The sequence below is a fragment of the Stenotrophomonas sp. 278 genome (assembly GCF_003935715.1).
In the GTDB taxonomy this organism is placed as follows: Bacteria; Pseudomonadota; Gammaproteobacteria; order Xanthomonadales; family Xanthomonadaceae; genus Stenotrophomonas; species Stenotrophomonas maltophilia_AH.
In genome coordinates this window covers 1-5,607 of record NZ_RHPP01000198.1, presented here as the reverse complement: position 1 = coordinate 5,607, position 5,607 = coordinate 1, and the positions used below count along the sequence as shown (strand labels likewise).

Below are 5,607 nucleotides of genomic sequence, written 5' to 3'. Positions count from 1 at the left end.
GGGCGGGCTCCGGCGGGCGGGTTGTCGGCGTGGACGCTGGCGCGGGCGGGTAGCTGGGTGTGACGCCCATCGGCGAGGTCGCCACCAGCTTCAGCAGGGCCGCCCAGTCCTGGCGGTTGAAATTGCACTCGTCTTCGCGGCCGGGTGTACAGCCGATGTCATAGGGATCGGAGGGTGGGGCCGGCGGCAGCTGGATGCGGCCGTTGCGATCCAGCGGCAGCTTGCGCATCGCCACCGTGTTCATGACATTGCCACCGATCAGGTACAGGGTGTGGTCGCCGCCCATGTTGGCCGCGACCACCACCTCGCAATGCGATTTCCAGTTCTCCACCTTGCCCCCGCTCAGCTGCTGCACCAGCCCGGCGTAGCTCAGCGTTTCGTCGCGGCCACGCAGGTAGCACAGCAGGTCGCCGGGGGCGGGCTTGCCCTGCGCCGGGTCGGTCATCCGGTACGGCCCGCTGTTCTCGTACGCCGCGCGGATGTAATCGATGTGGCGCGGAGAGCGGGTGAAGCCCGGTACGCCTGCGCGGCTCATCACCCAGGAGATGAAGGCCGCCGACCAGGGGTTGTCGATGATGAAGGCACGGCAGTCGCTGTCGGTGTAACGCGAACCGAACGGTTGCATGCAGCTCGTCGCGCCGGGCTGGCTGCCCATCGGGCCCAGCGTGCCACTGTCGCGCCAGTAGGCCACCACGCGCTGCCAGGCAGGCATGCCATCGTCGGAGAGGTACAGGCGCTCGGCCTCGCTGACGCCGAGGTTGGCGGCACGTCCTTCGCCATCGATGAAGGGGCGGTACCACAGGCGATGTTCGTTGCAGGCAGTGCGGACGATGCTTATCGCCAGCGGGCTCAGTCCGTAGCGGGGCGGGATGTCGCAGACTTCAGCCGCCGTCGCGGTAACAGGGGCGGCCGCCAGCAGCAGGCAGGCGGGCAACAGCATCCGGCGCATGGTGTTCTCCGGTGGGGGTAACCAGAGCGTCGCAGACGCGGGTTGGGTAATCCGTGAAGGCCGCACGCGCGTTTACGCGTCGCACGACCAACGGTCGTGCGCTACCGCGGTGCACATGACCGGTAGGTGCCGACCGTTGGTCGGCACGGCGTGTCAGCCCGGGGCGGGCCCCAGCTTCAACGACAGGTCAATCGCCTGCACGTGCTTGGTCAGCCCGCCAATCGAAATGCAGTCCACGCCGTCCTCGGCAATCGCCCGTAATCCGGCCAGGTCAACACTGCCGGACACTTCCAGCGGAATGCGCCCGGCGGCGATTTTCACTGCCTCCCGTCGCGTGCCCGCATCGAAGTCGTCGATCAGAATCCGGTCACACCCTGCCGCCAGCGCTTCGCGCAGCTGGTCCAGGTTCTCGACCTCGACCACCAGCGGCAGCTGGGGCCACTGCGCCCGCGCCGCGTGCACCGCGCCGGTCAGCGAGCCGGCGGCGCGGATGTGGTTTTCCTTCAGCATCAACGTGTCGAACAGGCCCAGGCGATGGTTGTCACCGCCGCCGCAGCGCACCGCGTACTTCTGCGCCACGCGCAGGCCCGGCAGGGTCTTGCGGGTATCCAGAATACGCGCGCCGGTACCCGCCACGGCCGCCACGTAGCGGGCGGTCGTGGTGGCGGTGCCGGAGAGGGTCTGCAGGAAGTTCAGCGAGGTGCGCTCGGCGCTGACCAGGCTGCGGTTGCGCCCCTGCAGGGTCGCCAGCACGGTACCGGCCTTGACGGCGTCTCCTTCGGCCACGCGCCAGTCAATGCGCACGTCCGGGTCGAGCGCCCGGTGCGTGGCATCAAACCAGGGGCGTCCGGCAATCACCGCGTCCTGCTTGCACAGCAGGTAGGCGCTGTCCGGGCGATCCGGCAGCAGGGCGGCGGTGACGTCGCCGTTGCCGATGTCCTCGGCCAGGGCGCGGGCCACATCCGCCTCGACCTGTGCGGCCGCAGGCGGCAGCAGGGCAGGGCTCATTGCGCGGGGAAATCGGCGATCTGGGCGGTGGCGATGGCTTCTTCGGCCAGCAGCACCGGAATGCCGTCGTCGACCCGGAACACCTGCTTGCCGTCGCGGGTGAGCAGGGCTTCGCGCAGCGGCTGGGACTGCGCGCTGCCATCGGCCTTGGTCACCGTACCGGTGCCGATGGCCTGGTTGAGGGCCTCCAGGCCCTTGGCATTGAGCAGGGACAGGGGCTGGCGGTGGTCCGGCGACACCAGCAGGTCAAGCAGCTTGCGATCCATGGGTTCTTCGTCTTGCGTGGAAGACGGCTAGAATACGTCTTTAAGGCAGGTGACGGCCAATGACCCTCAACCAATCCGCGCCGCTCGTCGGCATCATCATGGGCTCCCGTTCCGACTGGGAAACCATGCAGCACGCTGCACAGAAGCTCGATGCGCTGGGCGTTCCGTATGAAGTGAAGGTGGTTTCGGCGCATCGCACGCCTGATGTGCTGTTCACCTACGCCGAACAGGCCGGCAGCCGTGGCCTGCGCGCCATCATCGCCGGGGCCGGCGGTGCCGCGCACCTGCCGGGCATGGTCGCGGCCAAGACCGCCGTGCCGGTGCTGGGTGTGCCCGTCCAGTCCAAGGCCCTCAACGGCATGGATTCGCTGCTGTCGATCGTGCAGATGCCGGCCGGCATTCCGGTGGCCACCTTCGCCATCGGCAACGCCGGCGCGTCCAACGCTGCGCTGTTCGCCGCCGCGCTGCTGGCACCGGAGCAGCCGGCCATCGGCAAGGCGCTGGAAGCCTTCCGCTCCCGCCAGACCGAAGACGTCATGGCCCACGACGACCCGCGCCAATGACCCGCACCGTAGGCATTCTGGGCGGCGGCCAGCTCGCCCGCATGATGGTGTTGGCCGGCGCGCCGCAGGGCCTGCGCTTTGAATTGTTCGATCCCGCGGCTGACGCCTGCGCTGGCCAGCTGGCTCCGCTGCAGGTGGCTGCGTTCGACGACGAAGCGGCGCTGGCTGCCTTTGCCGCCAAGGTCGACGTGGTCACCTTTGATTTCGAGAACGTGCCCGCGCACAGTGCCCGGTTCCTGGCCGAACGCGTGCCGGTGTACCCGAACCCGGATGCACTCGCGGTGGCCCAGGACCGTCTGAGCGAGAAGACCCTGTTCCGCGAGCTGGGCATTCCGCTGCCACCGTTCGCCGATATCCGCAGCCGCGACGAGCTCGCCGCCCGCGTCGGTGAGTTCGGTCTGCCGTGCATCCTCAAGACCCGCCGCCTGGGCTACGACGGCAAAGGTCAGTTCCGTCTGCGCAGCGAAGCCGACATCGACGCGGCCTGGACCGCACTCGGTGCCCAGGTCGAGCGCACCGGCCTGATCCTGGAAGGCTTCGTGGCCTTTGACCGCGAGGTCAGCGTGGTTGCCGTGCGCGGCCGCGACGGCGAGTTCCGTGCCTGGCCGGTCACCGGCAACTGGCATGTCGACGGCGTGCTGTCGGCGAGCCTGGCTCCGGCCGTGCTGAGCCCGGCGCAGCAGGCGGCTGCCATTGGCTACGCCCGCACCCTGGCCGACCGCCTGGACTACGTGGGCGTGTTCGCGCTGGAACTGTTCTGCCGCGGTGACGAGCTGCTGGCCAATGAGATGGCACCGCGCGTGCACAATTCCGGGCACTGGACCATCGAGGGCAGCGAAACCTCGCAGTTCGAGAACCATCTGCGCGCCGTGCTCGGCCTGCCGCTGGGTGACACCCGAATGCTGGGACATGTCTGCATGCTCAACTGGATCGGCGCGATGCCTGATGCGGCGGCGGTACTCGCCCAGCCCGGCGGGCACTGGCACGACTACGGCAAGCAGCCGCGTGACGGTCGCAAGGTCGGGCATGCCACGCTGCGGGGCGATGATGCCGCGCAGCTGGCGGCGGATCTGGAAGCGGTGGGCAAGCAGCTGGGCCGCAGTGAACAGGTGGCTCCGGCAGCTGACGCGCTGCGAGCTTGATGGAGCGGGTCACGACCGTTGGTCGTGACCCACGCGATCAATCCCTCAAGCGTCCCGCCACCGCGTCCCAGTTCACCACTTTCCAGAACGCCTCCAGGTACTTCGCCCGGTCGTTCTGGAAATCCGTGTAATACGCGTGTTCCCACAGGTCGCAGGCCAGCAGCGGGGTGCTCTGGCCCACCAGCGGCGTGCCCGCGTTGCGGGTGACCTGGACCGCCAGGGCGCTGTTGGGGTGCTGCACCAGCCACACCCAGCCGGAACCGAACAGGCCCAAGGCGGCCCGTTCGATCTCCTCGCGCAGCCGCCGCAGGTCGCCGAAATGCCGCCCGATCAGTTCCGCCAGCCGGCCTTGCGGCTCACTGCTGCCGCGCGGCCGAAGGCCGTCCCAGAAGAAGCCGTGGTTCCAGGCCTGGGCAGCGGCGTCGAACAGCCGCCCCTGGCTCTGCCGGACCAGGTCCTCCAGCGGCAGTTCGGCCAGTTCGGTGCCCTCGATCTGGGCATTGACCGCTTCCACGTAGGCACGGTGCGCGCCCAGATGCAGGTCCAGGCTCGCTGCCGACAGGTGCGGCTGCAGGGCGGTGCGTTCGAAGGGCAGGCGGGGCAGGTCGAAGGGCATGGCGATCCGGGCGTGTGAGACGAGGGCGTCCGGGGCGGGGTCAACCGCATTACAATGGACGCAGGGGAAGTCTATCCGACCACCCGCAGTCGGATGACCCCGCAACGCAGGAGAGGTGTGGTGGCGGTGTTGCAGCAGATCCAACAGGAAGTCGATCGTTACCCCCTCGTGCTGTTCATGAAGGGCACCCCGCAGTACCCGATGTGCGGGTTCTCCAGTCGCGCCGTGCAGGCGCTGATGGCCGCCGGTGCGGTCAACCTGCGCACCGTCAACGTGCTGGAAGAGCCGGAAGTGCGTGCCAACCTGCCGCGTTTCTCCAACCTGCCGACCTTCCCGCAGCTGTTCATCCATGGTGAGCTGATCGGCGGCTGCGACATCGTGCTGGAGCTGTTCGAGGCCGGCGAGCTCAAGCGCATCGTCGAAGAGGCCGCGCACGGATGAGTGCCCTCCCGTCCGTGGCGGTCGGGAGCGGGTCGCTGGCCGACCGCATCATTCTCATTGCAGGCGCGGGCGGCGGCTTCGGCAGTGCCGCCGCGGTGGCCTGTGCCGCCGCGGGCGCAACCGTGGTCCTGCTGGGGCGCAAGCCGCGCCGGCTGGACCGGGTGTACAGCGCGGTCCAGGCCGTCGGACCGGAGCCGCTGCTGTATCCGCTGGACCTGGAGGGGGCTGCCCCTGACGACTACGCCACGCTGGCCGAGCGCCTGCAGGGCGAGCTGGGCCGGCTGGATGGCGTGCTGTACTGCGCGGCGGACTTCGCCGGTCTGACACCCTTCGAGCTGGCCGATCCGGCCGCGTTCGCGCGCGCCGTGCACGTCAACCTGACCGCCCCGGCATGGCTCGCCCAGGCCTCTCTTCCATTGCTCAAGCAGCGCGACGACGCCGCGCTGGTGTTCACCGTCGACGACCCGGCGCGGGTAGGGCAGGCCTACTGGGGCGGCTACGGGGCTGCCCAGCACGGGCTGCGTGGGCTGATCGCCAGCCTGCATGCCGAACTGGCGCGCGGCCCGGTAAGGGTGGCCGGGCTGCAGCCCGGCCCCATGCGCACCGCGCTGCGGGCGCGCGC

General features: G+C 69.3%; 8 protein-coding genes. 4 read left to right on the top strand and 4 right to left on the bottom strand.

All coding sequences use genetic code 11. The annotated features are described in order from the left end of the window. From EGJ34_RS20140 to EGJ34_RS20130, 3 genes are all read right to left on the bottom strand, one after another. The coding region (locus EGJ34_RS20140) for a DUF2272 domain-containing protein (RefSeq protein ID WP_125362215.1) at positions 1–949 on the bottom strand (949 nt) is incomplete at its 3' end. A gap of 153 nt (positions 950–1,102) precedes the next feature. Next, complete coding sequence (gene nadC, locus EGJ34_RS20135; protein ID WP_125362214.1) at positions 1,103–1,957, bottom strand: carboxylating nicotinate-nucleotide diphosphorylase; 855 nt, start codon at positions 1,955–1,957, stop codon at positions 1,103–1,105. After that, positions 1,954–2,223 (bottom strand): Trm112 family protein, encoded by a 270-nt coding sequence (locus EGJ34_RS20130; RefSeq protein WP_125362213.1) that lies wholly within the window; start codon positions 2,221–2,223, stop codon positions 1,954–1,956. Before EGJ34_RS20130 ends, nadC begins: the two co-directional genes overlap by 4 nt. 59 nt (positions 2,224–2,282) lie before the next feature. On the opposite strand from EGJ34_RS20130, the gene purE reads away from it, so the two are divergent. Both purE and EGJ34_RS20120 read left to right on the top strand, forming a co-directional pair. After that, positions 2,283–2,786, top strand: coding sequence for a 5-(carboxyamino)imidazole ribonucleotide mutase (gene purE / locus EGJ34_RS20125; RefSeq protein ID WP_125362212.1), 504 nt, complete (start codon positions 2,283–2,285; stop codon positions 2,784–2,786). Continuing rightward, a complete protein-coding gene (locus EGJ34_RS20120) occupies positions 2,783–3,928 on the top strand; it encodes a 5-(carboxyamino)imidazole ribonucleotide synthase (protein ID WP_125362211.1) in 1,146 nt (381 codons plus the stop codon). Before purE ends, EGJ34_RS20120 begins: the two co-directional genes overlap by 4 nt. A gap of 37 nt (positions 3,929–3,965) precedes the next feature. Here EGJ34_RS20120 and EGJ34_RS20115 read toward each other — a convergent pair whose 3' ends face one another. Further along, positions 3,966–4,544, bottom strand: coding sequence for a superoxide dismutase (locus tag EGJ34_RS20115; RefSeq protein WP_125362210.1), 579 nt, complete (start codon positions 4,542–4,544; stop codon positions 3,966–3,968). A 120-nt stretch (positions 4,545–4,664) separates the two neighbouring features. On the opposite strand from EGJ34_RS20115, the gene grxD reads away from it, so the two are divergent. After that, positions 4,665–4,985 carry a Grx4 family monothiol glutaredoxin gene (gene grxD, locus EGJ34_RS20110; protein WP_125362216.1) on the top strand — a complete coding sequence of 107 codons (321 nt, stop codon included), beginning with the start codon at positions 4,665–4,667 and terminating at the stop codon, positions 4,983–4,985. Next, the coding region (locus EGJ34_RS20105; protein WP_125362209.1) for an SDR family NAD(P)-dependent oxidoreductase at positions 4,982–5,607 on the top strand (626 nt) is incomplete at its 3' end. The genes grxD and EGJ34_RS20105, both read left to right, overlap by 4 nt.